The sequence below is a fragment of the Methylobacterium variabile genome (assembly GCF_001043975.1).
Lineage (GTDB): Bacteria > Pseudomonadota > Alphaproteobacteria > Rhizobiales > Beijerinckiaceae > Methylobacterium > Methylobacterium variabile.
In genome coordinates, this window is the sequence record NZ_LABY01000280.1 from 1 (window position 1) to 12904 (window position 12904).

Genomic DNA, 12904 nt, shown 5'->3' on the forward strand with positions numbered 1-12904 from the left:
AAGGCGTCCGGCGCATCAGCGCTGGCGCCCGTTCGGGCTTGCCTTGCGCCTCCGAACGGGTCCGTTCGAAGGCGCGGCGGTATGAGTCGGTACGTGGTCAGACCTGCGCCTGGCCCCCGTCCACGAACAGCTCGATCCCGTTGACGAAGCTCGCATCGTCGGAAGCCAGGAACACGGCCGCCCGGGCGATCTCGTCCGGCTCGCCGACGCGGCCCATCGGGATCCGCGAGGCGAGGTAGTCGAGCAGGCCCTGCTGCTGGGCCGCGTCCGGGCCGGCGAGTTCGACGAGGCCCGGGGTCCGGGTCGCGCCGGGGCTCAGCGTGTTGACCCGGATGCCGCGTCCCTTCAGGTCGAGGATCCAGTTGCGGGCGAGCGCCCGCACCGCCGCCTTCGAGGCCGCGTAGACGCTGAAGGCCTGCGTGCCCTCGGTGCCCGCCGTCGAGCCGGTCAGGATGACCGAGGCGCCGGGCGCCAGCACCGGCAGCGCCTTCTGCACCGTGAACAGCACGCCCTTCACGTTGCGGCCGAACGTGTCCTCGTAATGCGCCTCGGTGATCTCGCCGAGCGGCAGCATCGAACCGCCGCCGGCATTGGCGAACAGCACGTCGACGCGGCCGGCCTCCGCCCTCACCTGTTCGTAGAGCCGGTCGAGGTCGGCGAGCTTGGAGGCGTCGGCCTGCACGCCGGTCGCGGCCGGGCCGATCGCAGCGACCGCCGCGTCGAGCTCCGTCCGGCGCCGGCCGGTGACGAACACGCGGGCGCCTTCCGCGGCGAAGCGCTTGGCGGTGGCGAGGCCGATGCCGCTGGTGCCGCCGGTCACCACGGCGACCTTGTCGTTGAGCTTACCGGTCATGGTCGGGTCACTCCCGTTCGGGTGGGTGAGCGCAAGATGGACCCGCGTTAGCCCTTGCGATATGGCAACGTCCGAAAACCATCGTTGCAGATCTGTCGATGTCGAAGCTGCCGGATTTCGAGGGGCTTGCGCTCTTCGCCCTTGTCGCGGAGGAGCGCTCGTACGCGGGTGCCGCGCGGGCGGCGGGCGTGTCGGTCGCCACCGTCTCGCGGGCGGTGAGCCGGCTCGAGGAGCGGCTCGGCGGCCGGCTGTTCAACCGCAGCTCGCGCCGGCTCGCCCTGACCGAGTTCGGCGAGCGCGTGATCGAGGGTGCCGCCCGGGCCTGTCGCGAGGCGCAGGAAGCGGAGGAGGCAGCCCGCGACCTGTCGAGCCGGCCGCGGGGCACGGTGCGGCTCGCCGTGCCGATGTCGTTCGGGCTGCGCTGGGTCGCGCCGCTGCTGCCGGAGCTGTTTTCCCTCTACCCGGAACTCGCCGTCGACCTGCACCTCTCGGATGCGACGGTCGACCTCGTCGGCGAGGGCTTCGACGCCGCCCTGCGGATCGCGGCCCTGCCGGACTCCGCGCTGGTGGCGCGTCGGCTCCGGCCCGTCACGCCCCTCGTCGTGGCGGCGCCGGCCTATCTCGCGCGCCACGGCCGGCCGGATCACCCGGACGCGCTGAGGCCGGCGCACTGCCTCGGCTACGCCTACCGCGCCCGGCGGGGCGTCTGGCGCTTCAGCGGACCGGCCGGCGCCGAGGCGAGCGTCGCCCCGTCCGGTCCCTTGCGGGTCACGAACGCCGACGCGCTGCTGCCGGTGCTGCTCGCCGGGCTCGGCGTCGCCGAGCTGCCGGACTTCATCGCCGACGAGTACCTCGCCGACGGGCGCCTGGAGGCGCTGCTGCCGGGCTGGCACCTGCCGGGCGGTGCGCTCTCCTTCGTCACGCCGAGCGTGCAGGCGCGGCCCGCCAAGGTGGAGGCCCTGGCCGACTTCTTCGCCGCACGGCTCTCGCGCTCAAACCGGCAAGCCTGAATCGGTCAGCCGGCGACCGCCGCCCGCGCCTCGGTGAGCCGCGCGGCGTAGCGGGCGATCAGGTCGACCTCGAGGTTGAGCTTGTCCCCGGCCCGGCGCTCGCCCCAGGTGGTGACCGCCAGGGTGTGGGGGATCAGCAGCACCGTGAAGGTGTCGCCCTCGACGCCGTTGACGGTGAGCGAGGTGCCGTCGAGGCAGATCGAGCCCTTCTCGGCGATGAAGCGCGACAGGGAGGCGGGCGCACGGATGACGAAGCGCTCGCTCGGCGCCCAGACGTCGTCGACCTTCGCCGTGACCGGCTCGCGGGCCACGATCTCGGCGAGGCCGTCGACATGGCCTGTGACGAGGTGGCCGCCGAGTTCGTCGCCGATCTTCAGCGAGCGCTCGAGATTCACCCGCCGGCCGGGCACCCACTCCCCGACCGTGGTGCGGGCCAGGGTCTCGGCGGCGGCGTCGACCTCGAACGTGCAGCCGCCCTCGCGCGGGGTCACCGTCACGGCGGTGAGGCAGGGGCCCGAGCAGGCGATCGAGGCGCCGATCAGGATGCCGGCCGGGTCGTAGGCGCACTCGATGGCGATGCGCCGGAGCTTGGAATCGCCGGAGACCGCGGCGACGCGGCCGACATCCGAGACGAGGCCGGTGAACATCTACGGGCTCCGTGCGTGGCAGGTGAAGAGGTCGCTGCCGATCCGGTACTCCTCCGCGACCGGAAAGTCCCCGGAGGCGAGGCGGCGTGCGAGATTCGGGCCGACCGCCGGCAGGCCGGGCTGGCCGAGGGCGTTGTCGCCGGTGACGAGCAGGCACTCGTCGACCAGGTCCTCGCGCGCGAGCGCGTCGGCCAGCGTCGGACCTCCCTCCGAGCAGACCCGGGTGAGCCCGCGGGCCCCGAGGAAGCGCAGGGCGGCAGGCAGATCGATGCGGCCTTCCGCCGTGACCGGTACGCGCTGCACCTCGGCGCCGGCGGCGGTCAGGGCGGCCTCCGCTTCTGCGGGGGCGTGAGGGCCGGCCAGGATCAGCGTCGGGACGGTGGCGCTGGTGCGAACCAGGCAGGCGCCCGGAGGGGTGCGCAGGCACGGATCAAGGACGATCCGCAGCGGCGAGCGCGCCGCCATCCCGGGCAGGCGCACGGTGAGCGCGGGATCGTCCGCCAGCACCGTGCCGACGCCGACCATGATCGCGTCGCAATGGGCTCGCTGCAGGTGGATCTCGGCATTGGCCCGGGGGCCGCTGATCAGGAGGCGCCCCTCCCCGCCCGCCGCGAAGCCGTCCGCCGTGCGGGCGAGCTTGAGGAAGACCGCCGGCCGGCCCCGAACGATGCGGGACACGTGCCCGCGCTGGTCGCGCGCGGCCTCCGCGCCCAGGAGCCCGACCGAGACGGCGATGCCGGCCTGCGCCAGCCGGGCATGGCCGCGGCCGGCGACCCGCGGATCGGGATCGTCCATCGCGCTCACCACCCGGGCGACGCCGGCCGCGATGGTGGCGTCGGCGCAAGGGCTGGTGCGGCCGTGATGCGAGCAGGGCTCCAGCGTCACGTAGAGGGTGGCGCCGCGGGCCGCCTCCCCCGCCGCCTCCAGGGCCACCCGCTCGGCATGGGGCCGGCCGCCCGGTTGCGTCATGCCCTGCGCCAGGATGCGCTCGGCCCCGGGGGGACCGCCGACCAGCACCGCGCCGACCGACGGGTTCGGCCAGGCACGGCCGAGATGACGCCGGCCGAGGGCCAGGGCGAGGCGCATGTAGCGCCGGTCGGCCTCGTCGCGGGCCGGATCCTGGGCGTTCATGCGCGGGTCCGCGGGCGCCGGGCCGGCGGCGCCTCGTTCGGCGGGGCGGGGGCCTCCTCCGGGACGGCCGGCAGCGCGGACTGGGCCGCCCCGGCGGCGAGGTGGCCGAGCAGCTCCTCGAAGTCCCGGGCCTCGCGGAAATTCTTGTAGACCGAGGCGAAGCGCACGTAGGCGACATCGTCGAGGCCCTTGAGCCCCTCCATCACCGCCTCGCCGATCGCCTCGCTGGACACCTCGGCCTCGCCGCCGCTCTCGAGCCGGCGGGTGATGCCGCTCACCAGGCGCTCGATCCGCTCCGGCTCCACCGGGCGCTTGCGCAGGGCGACCTCCACGGAGCGCTGCAGCTTGTCCCGGTCGAACGGCACTTTGCGGCCCGAGCGCTTGACCACGACCAGCTCGCGCAGCTGCACCCGCTCGAAGGTGGTGAAGCGGCCGCCGCAATCCGGGCAGATCCGCCGGCGCCGGATCGCCGAGCTGTCGTCGCTCGGGCGGGAATCCTTCACCTGCGTGTCGAGGCCGCCGCAATAGGGGCACCGCATCGGCCGCCCGTTCCTCTCGTGACGAAAAAAGGGCCGGTCCCCGTATGGGACCGGCCCCGGAGGGGCGTGTTCTAGTGCGCTCCCGGCGGAAGGGAAAGCCGGGAGATCAGGCGCTCACAAATCAGCCGTAGATCGGGAAGCGATCGGTCAGCGCGTGGACCTCGCGCTTGGCCTGCTCCTCGGCGCCCGCGTCGCCCGCCTCGCCGGCGCGGGACAGCCCGTCCAGCACCGAGACGATCAGCTCGCCCACCTTCTTGAACTCGGCCACGCCGAATCCGCGCGAGGTCGCCGCCGGCGTGCCCAGCCGGATGCCCGACGTGATCGTCGGCTTCTGCGGGTCGAACGGCACCCCGTTCTTGTTGCAGGTGATGCCGGCGCGGCTCAGCGCGGCCTCCGCCGCCTTGCCGGTCAGCGCCTTCGCCCGCAGGTCGACCAGCATCAGGTGGTTGTCCGTGCCCCCCGACGTGATGTCGTACCCGCCCGAGATGATCGTGTCGGCCAGCGCCCGGGCGTTCTCCACCACCTGCCGGGCGTAGACCTTGAACTCCGGCCGCAGCGCCTCCCCGAACGCCACCGCCTTGCCGGCGATGACGTGCATCAGGGGACCGCCCTGGAGCCCGGGGAAGATCGCCGAGTTCAGCTTCTTGGCCAGCGCCTCGTCGTTGGTCAGGATCATGCCGCCGCGCGGGCCGCGCAGCGTCTTGTGGGTGGTGGTGGTCACGACATGCGCGTGCGGGAACGGCGACGGATGCGCGCCGCCCGCCACCAGGCCGGCGAAGTGCGCCATGTCAACGAAGAACACCGCGCCCACGCTGTCGGCGATCTCGCGGAACTTGGCGAAGTCCCAATGGCGCGGGTAGCCCGAGCCGCCGGCGATGATGACCTTCGGCCTGTGCTCCTGGGCCAGGCGCTCGACCTGCTCCATGTCGATGCGCTGGTCGTCGCGGCGCACGGTGTAGGAGACGGGCTTGAACCACTTGCCCGACACGTTCGGGGGGGCGCCGTGGGTGAGGTGGCCGCCCGCCGCCAGGTCGAGGCCCAGGAAGGTGTCGCCGGGCTGCATGGTGGCCATGAACACGGCCTGGTTGGCCTGCGAGCCCGAGTTCGGCTGGACGTTGGCGAAGCCGCAGTCGAACAGGCGCTTGGCGCGCTCGATGGCGAGGTTCTCGGCGATGTCGACGAACTCGCAGCCGCCGTAGTAGCGCCGGCCCGGATAGCCTTCGGCGTACTTGTTGGTGAGGACCGAGCCCTGCGCCTCGAGCACCGCGCGCGAGACGATGTTCTCGGAGGCGATCAGCTCGATCTCGTGCTGCTGGCGACCGAGCTCCTGCGCCACCGCGCGGGCGAGCTCCGGATCGGCATCGGCCAGCGACGCGGAGAAGAACGAGTTGGACCGGGAGTTGGCGGCGGTGCCCACGCTCATGATGGCCTCAGGTTTCGTCGGGAGCCGCCCGGACGGAGCGCCGGCGCGGAAGTAAGCTTCTGGGATCGCCCGGCTTCTACACGCGGGCGACGGAAGAGTCCAAGGCCGGTGACCCGGACCTTCCGCCGCGTGCTCCACCGGGACTCGGAACTCGTGCCGGGTCGATCGGCGCCGGCGATCGGACCGGTGGACCCGGCCCGTGCCCAGAGTGGATTTGGATCGATGAGAAGGAAACTCAAAAAAATTGAACGAGCCTTTGGGGAAAACTCGTGGTCCGGCCGCGCCTTCCCCTGCGGCGACACTTGCGGCGGGGATCACCGTGCCAGCCGGCCCGCCCGCGCCGCGGGATGATTCGCCCGGTGCAGCATGACGCGCCTGGCGAGCCGGAATCCTCCGTTTCCCTTGCGATCTCATCCCTAATCCCAAATCACAGAAATTTTATTCATCGATTCGCTGCGGCCTACGCTGTGTCATATCGGGCACTGCACATCGGAATCGCGCGTTCCGCGCCGTGAAATCACGGTACGACTGCAGATTCGGCAGCAGCGTGACTCTCCGGGCATTGGAAGCGTGACCGCACGGCGTCATACGTCGTCCGCGTCCTAATCGCGCGAGAGGAAAGCTCGTCTCCATGCTGAAGTCATTGCTTGCCGCCGGCACTGCCGCCGTCCTGTCCGTCGGCGCCGCGTCCGCGGCCGACCTCCCGCGCCGCGCCGCGCCGCCGCCGGTCTTCACGCCGGTGCCGGTCTTCACCTGGACCGGGGCCTATTTCGGCATCAATGCGGGCTACGCCTTCACCGAGAGCGACACCCTGCGCACCGTCGGCATCGGCGCGCTCCAGGCCAACGTCAACAGCGGGCTGCGCCGCCAGGACGTCCGGCTGTCGCAGGACGGTTTCACCGCCGGCGGCCAGATCGGCTACAACTACCAGTTCACGCCGGGCTCCGGCTTCGTCATCGGTCTCGAGGCCGACGCGGCCTATACCGACCTGAACCGCCGCCGCGCCGAATCGATCTTCCTGCCCGCCATCAACCCGAACCAGCTCACCAACACCTACCGGGCGGATCTCAGCTTCCTCGGCACGGTCCGGGGCCGGATCGGCTACGCCTTCGACCGCTTCCTGGTCTACGGCACCGGCGGCTTCGCCTACGGCGACGTGACCCAGACGGTGGCGTTCCAGACCAACGCGCCGGTCACCTACTTCGGCAGCCGCTCGCGCATCGAGACCGGCTACGCCTATGGCGGCGGCGTCGAGTATGCCCTCCCCACAGACTCGTTCCTGAACTTCTTCAAGTCGAACGCGGTCACCCTCAAGGTGGAGTACCTCCGCTACGACCTCGGCAGCCGCAACCTGCTGGTCGCCTCGACCGGTGCACCGCTTAGCCCGGGCGTCGGCTACTTCACCCGGTTCCGCACTGAGGGCAGCCTGGTCCGCGCCGGCCTCAACTTCAAGTTCGGCACGTTCTAGAGCCGAAACTCCTTAAGTTTCTCAAGGGAACACGGTGCCCCGGACGCATGTCCGGGGCATTCGCGATTGTAGAACAGGTCGGCTCGATCAGTAATGCGGCGGCGGGGCCTCGTCCCCGGCGGCGGCCGGGCGCTCCGCCATCTCGCGCACCCGTTCGCGCAAGACGGCGACGTGCCGCGTCAGAGCGTCGATCGCGGTCCACTGGTCGGTGACGATTCTGTTCAGGTCCTCGATCGTCGCATCCTGATGAGCGATGCGGGTCTCCAGCGCGTCGAGGCGGGCTTCCGGATCGTGGGTCATGGAGCCTCCGGTACAGACAATGCGAAACGGCCCGGGCGCGAGCCCGGGCCGTCGTCATGTCGTGAACTCGCGCGGCGATCAGTTGGTCTGGTCGTCGTCGGCGTCGGGGTTGAAGTTGCGCGGGCCGGCGGCGGCGGCGGTCATCGCGGCGGTCGGCGCACCGGCGCCGTCGCGCTTGTAGATGTCGTCGCGGAACTGCACGAGGCCGTCCGGGGTGGACCAGGCGGTGATGTAGGTCCAGTAGACCGGGATCGGCGCCACCGGACGGGCGTCGACCCGCTGCCCGCTCTGGATGATCGACTCGATCGTCTCCGGGTTGGCGTTCGGGGTGCCCTGGAGGATCCAGGAGACGTAGTCGCGCACGTTCTGCACGCGCACGCAGCCCGAGGAGACGAAGCGGAAGTCGTCGCCGAAGATGCCCTTGGCCGGCGTGTCGTGCATGTAGACGCCGTGCGGGTTCGGGATGTTGATCCGCACGAAGCCCATCGAGTTCAGGTCGACGCCCGGATCCTGGCGGAAGCGGTAGCGGGTCGCCTCGTCCGAGTGCCAGTTGACCTGGGACGGCGGGATCTCGCGGTCGCCGTTGAAGATGCGGATCTTGTTGTCCGTCAGGTACGACGGCTCCTTCTGCATCTTCGGGATCAGGTCCTTCTTGATGATCGAGGCCGGCACCGTCCAGTAGGGGTTGAAGTTCACCTCCTGGATCTTGGCGTTCATGATCGGGGACTGACGGTCGATCTTGCCGACGCCGGCGGCGTGGCGGGTCGCGACGTGGTCGCCCTCCACGGTTTCGACGAGGGCAGCCGGGATGTTGACGATGACGTAGCGCTCGCCGAGGTTGCCCGAGTAGGAGCGCAGGCGGACCGCGTTCAGCTCGAGCTGGCGCAGGCGCACCTCCGCCGGGACGTTCATCGCCTGCACGGTGGTGATGTTCATCGCGCCGGTCTGGTTCAGGCCGTGGCGGGCCTGGAAGCGGCGCACGCCGGCCTCGACGTAGGAATCATAGACCGGGGAGGAGCCGGCCGCCGGGTCGAGGTCGCCGGAGGCGATCAGACGCTGGCGCAGGGCCGTGACGGCGGGGCTCTTCGAGCCGACGCGCAGGCGGTCGGAGCCGGAGACGGACTGCCAGCCCCCGCGGGCGACGATGTCGCGGTAGCGCTCGACCATCTGCTCGGTCGCCGCCAGGGTCTGGGGCGACAGGATCGGCGTGTTGGAGCGCTGCACCCGCATCGTGGCGGCGGAATCGTAGTTCTGCGCCCACTCCGCCTGGGCCAGCGCGCCGCCCCGGTCCTGTGCCAAGGCCGGAAGGACGGCGGTGGCCAGGAGAGCGAGGCCGAGCGAACCGGTGAGGGAAACGCGTGTCAGCATGGGGAATCTGCTCTCGAACCTGCGACGCGGGGCGACGAACGCGACAGCACAGTCTCGCTGCCGGTTTGCGCCCCATTCATTGGCCCGTGACGGTGCCGGGATGCGGTTAAGACTCCATGAGGAGCGGGCCAGATTGTGGCGCAGGACGGGCGCCACTGTGGAGCTTGGGCATGGACGGTGGACTGCGGTATTTTTGCCACTTACGTTGCGCTCTCGCGGCGTGAGGACGTGAAAGCCGCTCGTGGCGATCCCCGGCGGCGGTGGCGCAGCCGGGCCGCCTCGGCTATGTCATGCGCATGAGCGATCCCAGGCACGCACCGGGCGGGAGGATGGCGCGCTGGCGCGCCGTCGTGGCCGTGCTGTCGCTCTACGGGCTCGTGCTGCAGGCCTTCCTTGCCGGCCTCAATCCGCTCCCGGTCGCGGCCGGCGCCGGCATCCTCTGCCAGACTCACCAGGAAGCCCCGGCGGGGAGCGGCGCCGCCCACGTCCACGCCTGCTGCACCGTCGCCTGCCCGGGGCTCCTCGCCCCGCCGGCCCCGGCCGCCGCGCAGGCCTGGCCGCCCCGGATCGTCACCGGCCTGTCCTGGCGCCGCGACGCGGCGGCCCCGCCGCGCGGACCTCCCACCCGATCGTTCTCGGCCCGGGGTCCACCGGCCGCGTGACGCGCCGCAGGGCAGCGCCGCTGCCCGCTCCCGTCACGCCGCCTCAGGACTCAAGACCCATGACGTTCCCGCTTCGCGCCGGCCTCGCCGCCGCCCTCTCGCTGCTCGCCGCTCCCGCCCTGGCCCACGCCGTCCTCGCCGTCACGCAGGCGAACCCGAACCGGACTTATCGCGGCGTGGTGCAGATCGGCCACGGCTGCGACGGCCGGGCCACCACCGGCATCACCGTCACCATCCCCGAGGGGGTGATCGCCGCGAAGCCGATGCCGAAGCCCGGCTGGCAGCTCGCCACCGTCAAGGGCGCCTACGCCCGCCCCTACCCGTCCTACCACGGCACGGTCGCGGAGGGCGTGAAGGAGATCACCTGGAGCGGCGCCAGCCTGCCCGACGACCAGTACGACGAGTTCGTCTTCCAGGCCCGCATCACCGACGCCTTCGCGCCCGGCGCCACGGTCTACTTCCCGGTCCGCCAGGATTGCGACGGCGCCGTCGCCAACTGGCGCGAGGTTCCGGCCGCCGGCCAGTCCGCCGGCGACCTGAAGTCTCCCGCGCCGGGGGTGCGGGTCGTGGCGGCCGCGGCCACACCCGCCGCGGCCCCTGCGCCGGCACCGGCCTCGGTGAAGGCCGGCGACCTGACCATCACCGGCCCCTGGATCCGCGCCACCCCCGGCGGCGCCAAGGTGGCGGGCGGCTACCTGCAGGTCACCAATACCGGCACCGAGCCCGACCGTCTGGTCTCCGCCGCGATCCCCCTCGCGGCCCGGGGCGAGATCCACCAGATGGCGATGGACAAGGGCGTGGCGAAGATGGCGCCGGTGGAGGCGGGCCTCGTCATCAAGCCCGGCGAGACCGTGGTGCTCAAGCCCGGCGGCTACCACCTGATGTTCATGGACCTGAAGGGCCCGGTGAAGGCCGGCGACACCCTCGAGGGCAGCCTCACCTTCGCCCGGGCCGGCACGGTGCCGGTGCGGTTCGCGGTCGGCGCGATCGGGGCGGCAGGGCCGGACGCCGGAGGCGGGCACCATCACCATTGATGGTGACCGGGTCGGGGGCCCTCGCCCGAGGACGTCCCCCGGCCTTCCGCGCGTCCGACCGGGCTGATCGTTCGAGGTGAGGCGCCCCCCTCTCCCGCCCGGGAGACGGGATGCTGCGGCTCTCCTTGGATCGTCTACCCCCGGCTGCACTGCGCCGCAGCTTAACCCGAAGACCGCTCTCCTCCCCGCGCCGTCGAGCCCCCGGGCGCTCCGGCCCGCGAAAGGTCGCCTCGTCATGGTCCGTGTTGTTCGCGGGGGCCCGGTGCTGCCCGCCCTCCTCGTGCTCCTCCCGCTCGCCGCCGCCGCGCAGGATTCCGGCACCATCGCGCTCGAGCGGATCGACGTCGCTGGCCCGGCCGCGGCCGGCCCCGCCGCCGGCTCGCTCACCGTGCCGGGCATCCCCGAGCAGCGCCGCGCGCTCTACCAGACCGTCGGCTCCGTCGCATTCGTGGATGCCGAGAGCGTCCAGAACCGCTACGCCAACACCCTGCGGGACGTGCTCAAGGACGTGCCCGGCGTCACCGTGCAGGAGCGCTACGGCCAGGAGCTGCGCCTGTCGGTGCGGGGCTCGGGCGTCGCCCGCGGCTTCCACCTGCGCGGCATCGAGCTCCTGCAGGACGGCATCCCGCTCAACCTCGCCGACGGCAGCGGCGACTTCTACCAGATCGATCCCCTCGCCCTGCGCGCCATCGAGGTCTACAAGGGCGGCAACGCCCTCACCTTCGGGGCGACGACGCTGGGCGGCGCCGTCAACCTCGTGACGCCGACGGCCCGCACGGCGCTGGCGCCCACGATCCTGCGCCTCGACGGCGGCAGCTTCAACGCGGTCCGGGAGAATTTCCAGGTCTCGCGGGTGAGCGGCCCGGCGGATTTCCTGGTCAACGGCACGATCACCAACGCCGACGGCTTCCGCCAGCACGCGGTGCAGCGGACGCAGAACTTCAACGCCAATCTCGGCTACCAGCTCGCCCCCGGCGTCGAGACACGGTTCTACGCCGGGATCTACCTCACCGACCAGAAGCTGCCCGGCGCCCTCACCCTGGGCGAGTCCCTCCGCACCCCGCGGATCGTCAACCCGGCAGCGCTCGCCGGCAACCAGTCGCGCCAGGTCGCGACCGAGCGCATCGCCAACCGGACCTCGTTCCTGCTCGACGTCGGCAAGCTCGACATCGATTCCTGGGCGATCCACAAGTCGCTCTACCACCCGATCTTCCAGGTCATCGACCAGGACGGCTGGACCTACGGCGTGGCGCCGCACTGGGCCGGCACGTTCGAGGTCGCGGGCCTGCGCAACGACGCGATCCTGGGCCTGCGGGCCTATGCGGGCCAGAACACCGCGCTGCAATTTGTGAACGTCGCCGGGAGCCGCGGGGCGCAGACCCGCAACAGCCTGCAGAGCGCATCCAGCCTCGAGGCCTACGGCGAGAACCGGCTCTGGGTGCTGCCCGACCTGGCGCTGATGACCGGCGCCAAGCTTTTTTCCGCCAACCGGACCTACAGCGACAAGGGCGGCCTGCCCGGCAATCTCGCCGCGCAGTTCGCCAACCGCACCTACGAGGGCGTGAACCCGAAGATCGGCCTGCTCTGGCAGCCCCTGCCCGATATCCAGGTCTTCGGCGACCTCACCCGCTCCCGCGACGTGCCGGACTTCTCCGATCTGGTGCAGCAGAACCTCGCGAACACCACCTTCGTGCCGCTCCAGGCCCAGCGCGCCTGGACCGTCGAGGCCGGGACCCGCGGCCGGATCGACCGGCTGACCTTCGACGTCACGCTCTACCGGGCGGAGATCCGCGACGAGCTCATCAACTTCGCGACCAATGCGGGCCTCGGCATCCCGGCCGCGACCTTCAACGCGCCGCGCACCCGCCACCAGGGCGTCGAGGTGGCGTTCTCCCTCGACCTCGCCCGCGACCTCACCGGCGCCGGCGACACCCTGACCCTGACGCAGGTCTGGACCCGCAACGACTTCCGCTTCGTCGGCGACCCGGTCTACGGCGACAACCGCATCGCCGGCCTGCCGCGCGACATCCTGCGCACGGTGCTGACCTACGCAAACGGGCCCTACACGCTCGCCCCGACCCTCGACTGGGTTCCGCGCGGCGCCTTCGCCGACCATGCCAACACCCTGCGGGCGCCGGGCTACGCGCTCCTCGGCCTGCAGGCCTCGGCCAGCATCGAGCCCGGACTCACCCTCTTTCTCGACGCCCGCAACCTCACGAACGCCCGGTACGTCTCCGACGTCTCGGCGGTGACCAACGCCGCCCTCCTCAGCGGCAGCGCCGCCCGGATCTTCTATCCCGGCGACGGGCGCAGCGTCTTCGCGGGCCTGCGCGCCACGTTCTGAGGGTGTGATACCCTCGCGCCTTGGCATCGACACGTCGATGCGAAGGCGTCCGGCGCATCAGCGCCGGCGCCCGTTCGGGCTTGCCTTGCGCCTCCGAACGGGTCCGTTCGAAGGCGCGGCGGTCT

The 12904-nt window shown here is 71.7% G+C and carries 12 protein-coding genes; 5 read left to right on the forward strand and 7 right to left on the reverse strand.

What is annotated here, in order from left to right:
* Positions 1–97 precede the first annotated feature (97 nt).
* Positions 98–853, reverse strand: a complete 756-nt coding sequence (locus VQ02_RS30840; RefSeq protein WP_048448078.1) for an SDR family NAD(P)-dependent oxidoreductase — start codon at positions 851–853, stop codon at positions 98–100.
* Between the two features lie 98 nt (positions 854–951).
* On the opposite strand from VQ02_RS30840, the gene VQ02_RS30845 reads away from it, so the two are divergent.
* Positions 952–1863, forward strand: a complete 912-nt coding sequence (locus tag VQ02_RS30845) for a LysR family transcriptional regulator (protein ID WP_048448079.1) — start codon at positions 952–954, stop codon at positions 1861–1863.
* A 5-nt stretch (positions 1864–1868) separates the two neighbouring features.
* Here the strand turns inward: VQ02_RS30845 and VQ02_RS30850 are convergent, their stop codons facing one another.
* The 4 genes from VQ02_RS30850 to glyA all read right to left on the reverse strand — a co-directional run bounded on the left by VQ02_RS30850 (position 1869) and on the right by glyA (position 5603).
* Positions 1869–2510, reverse strand: coding sequence for a riboflavin synthase (locus tag VQ02_RS30850; RefSeq protein ID WP_048448080.1), 642 nt, complete (start codon positions 2508–2510; stop codon positions 1869–1871).
* Entirely contained in the window at positions 2511–3641 is a 1131-nt protein-coding gene (gene ribD / locus VQ02_RS30855; RefSeq protein WP_048448081.1) for a bifunctional diaminohydroxyphosphoribosylaminopyrimidine deaminase/5-amino-6-(5-phosphoribosylamino)uracil reductase RibD, read from the reverse strand. It lies immediately after the preceding gene.
* On the reverse strand, positions 3638–4180 hold the full coding sequence (nrdR, locus tag VQ02_RS30860) for a transcriptional regulator NrdR (protein ID WP_048448082.1): 543 nt from the start codon (positions 4178–4180) through the stop codon (positions 3638–3640). Before nrdR ends, ribD begins: the two co-directional genes overlap by 4 nt.
* A gap of 121 nt (positions 4181–4301) precedes the next feature.
* Positions 4302–5603: a serine hydroxymethyltransferase gene (gene glyA / locus VQ02_RS30865; RefSeq protein ID WP_048448083.1), complete on the reverse strand. Its 1302-nt coding sequence runs from the start codon at positions 5601–5603 to the stop codon at positions 4302–4304.
* A 631-nt stretch (positions 5604–6234) separates the two neighbouring features.
* Here glyA and VQ02_RS30870 point away from each other — a divergent pair.
* On the forward strand, positions 6235–7071 hold the full coding sequence (locus tag VQ02_RS30870; protein ID WP_048448084.1) for an outer membrane protein: 837 nt from the start codon (positions 6235–6237) through the stop codon (positions 7069–7071).
* Positions 7072–7158: 87 nt separating this feature from the next.
* On the opposite strand, the gene VQ02_RS30875 is transcribed toward VQ02_RS30870, so the two are convergent.
* Both VQ02_RS30875 and VQ02_RS30880 read right to left on the reverse strand, forming a co-directional pair.
* Complete coding sequence (locus tag VQ02_RS30875; protein ID WP_048448085.1) at positions 7159–7371, reverse strand: SlyX family protein; 213 nt, start codon at positions 7369–7371, stop codon at positions 7159–7161.
* A gap of 78 nt (positions 7372–7449) precedes the next feature.
* Positions 7450–8739, reverse strand: coding sequence for a L,D-transpeptidase family protein (locus VQ02_RS30880; RefSeq protein WP_048448086.1), 1290 nt, complete (start codon positions 8737–8739; stop codon positions 7450–7452).
* Between the two features lie 329 nt (positions 8740–9068).
* Between VQ02_RS30880 and VQ02_RS30885 the strand changes: the two genes are divergently transcribed.
* The 3 genes from VQ02_RS30885 to VQ02_RS30895 all read left to right on the forward strand — a co-directional run bounded on the left by VQ02_RS30885 (position 9069) and on the right by VQ02_RS30895 (position 12779).
* Complete coding sequence (locus VQ02_RS30885; protein WP_053080620.1) at positions 9069–9401, forward strand: hypothetical protein; 333 nt, start codon at positions 9069–9071, stop codon at positions 9399–9401.
* Between the two features lie 59 nt (positions 9402–9460).
* The gene (locus tag VQ02_RS30890) at positions 9461–10435 is read left to right on the forward strand and encodes a DUF1775 domain-containing protein (protein ID WP_048448087.1); all 975 of its coding nucleotides are present in this window, start codon (positions 9461–9463) and stop codon (positions 10433–10435) included.
* Positions 10436–10670: 235 nt separating this feature from the next.
* Positions 10671–12779: a TonB-dependent receptor family protein gene (locus VQ02_RS30895; RefSeq protein WP_048448088.1), complete on the forward strand. Its 2109-nt coding sequence runs from the start codon at positions 10671–10673 to the stop codon at positions 12777–12779.
* Positions 12780–12904 lie beyond the last annotated feature (125 nt).

Coding starts and splice junctions, on each gene's coding strand:
- VQ02_RS30840 (WP_048448078.1), bottom strand. CDS start 853: ATGACCGGTAAGCTCAACGACAAGGTCGCCGTGGTGACCGGCGGCACC.
- VQ02_RS30845 (WP_048448079.1), top strand. CDS start 952: ATGTCGAAGCTGCCGGATTTCGAGGGGCTTGCGCTCTTCGCCCTTGTC.
- VQ02_RS30850 (WP_048448080.1), bottom strand. CDS start 2,510: ATGTTCACCGGCCTCGTCTCGGATGTCGGCCGCGTCGCCGCGGTCTCC.
- ribD (WP_048448081.1), bottom strand. CDS start 3,641: ATGAACGCCCAGGATCCGGCCCGCGACGAGGCCGACCGGCGCTACATG.
- nrdR (WP_048448082.1), bottom strand. CDS start 4,180: ATGCGGTGCCCCTATTGCGGCGGCCTCGACACGCAGGTGAAGGATTCC.
- glyA (WP_048448083.1), bottom strand. CDS start 5,603: ATGAGCGTGGGCACCGCCGCCAACTCCCGGTCCAACTCGTTCTTCTCC.
- VQ02_RS30870 (WP_048448084.1), top strand. CDS start 6,235: ATGCTGAAGTCATTGCTTGCCGCCGGCACTGCCGCCGTCCTGTCCGTC.
- VQ02_RS30875 (WP_048448085.1), bottom strand. CDS start 7,371: ATGACCCACGATCCGGAAGCCCGCCTCGACGCGCTGGAGACCCGCATC.
- VQ02_RS30880 (WP_048448086.1), bottom strand. CDS start 8,739: ATGCTGACACGCGTTTCCCTCACCGGTTCGCTCGGCCTCGCTCTCCTG.
- VQ02_RS30885 (WP_053080620.1), top strand. CDS start 9,069: ATGGCGCGCTGGCGCGCCGTCGTGGCCGTGCTGTCGCTCTACGGGCTC.
- VQ02_RS30890 (WP_048448087.1), top strand. CDS start 9,461: ATGACGTTCCCGCTTCGCGCCGGCCTCGCCGCCGCCCTCTCGCTGCTC.
- VQ02_RS30895 (WP_048448088.1), top strand. CDS start 10,671: ATGGTCCGTGTTGTTCGCGGGGGCCCGGTGCTGCCCGCCCTCCTCGTG.